The organism is Pseudoalteromonas sp. 1181_04 (assembly GCF_052850545.1).
Genome location: NZ_VXCS01000099.1, coordinates 1 through 430, shown reverse-complemented (window position 1 = coordinate 430; position 430 = coordinate 1). Strand labels below are relative to the sequence as shown.

General features: G+C 41.9%; 1 protein-coding gene. It reads left to right on the top strand.

The genetic code is table 11. The annotated features are described in order from the left end of the window. Positions 1-430, top strand: a 430-nt coding sequence (locus FW757_RS23200) for an ATP-binding protein (protein ID WP_446441790.1), incomplete at both ends; no start/stop codon positions are given.

The following is a 430-nucleotide window of genomic DNA, read 5'->3' as shown; positions in this document are numbered from 1 at the left end:
GCAACAGCTTGAACAGCCAAATCTATATCAAGAACAAAGCTTTATAGAGCGCGTCAGTTTATTGCTCACTCATGAAATTGATACGCGTGAGCAAAGAAAAATCGACCGGCTAGTGCGACACGCTAAATTCCGCTTACCGGCTCAGTTAAATCAACTGATTTACTCACCGGCACGTAATATAGAAAAAGCACAGATACGTAACTTAAGCCAAAATAGCTGGCTGAACTTACACCAAAATATCTTAATCACCGGCGCAACGGGCTGTGGAAAAACCTACCTCGCATGTGCCTTAGGGCATGAGCACTGCCTACAAGGAAAAAGTGTTTACTATATTCGATTGAAGGAACTACTTGAAAGCCTGTTTCTAGCCCAAGCAGATGGTAGTTACCGAAAATTACTGGCGAAGTTAATAAAGTATGATCTACTGATT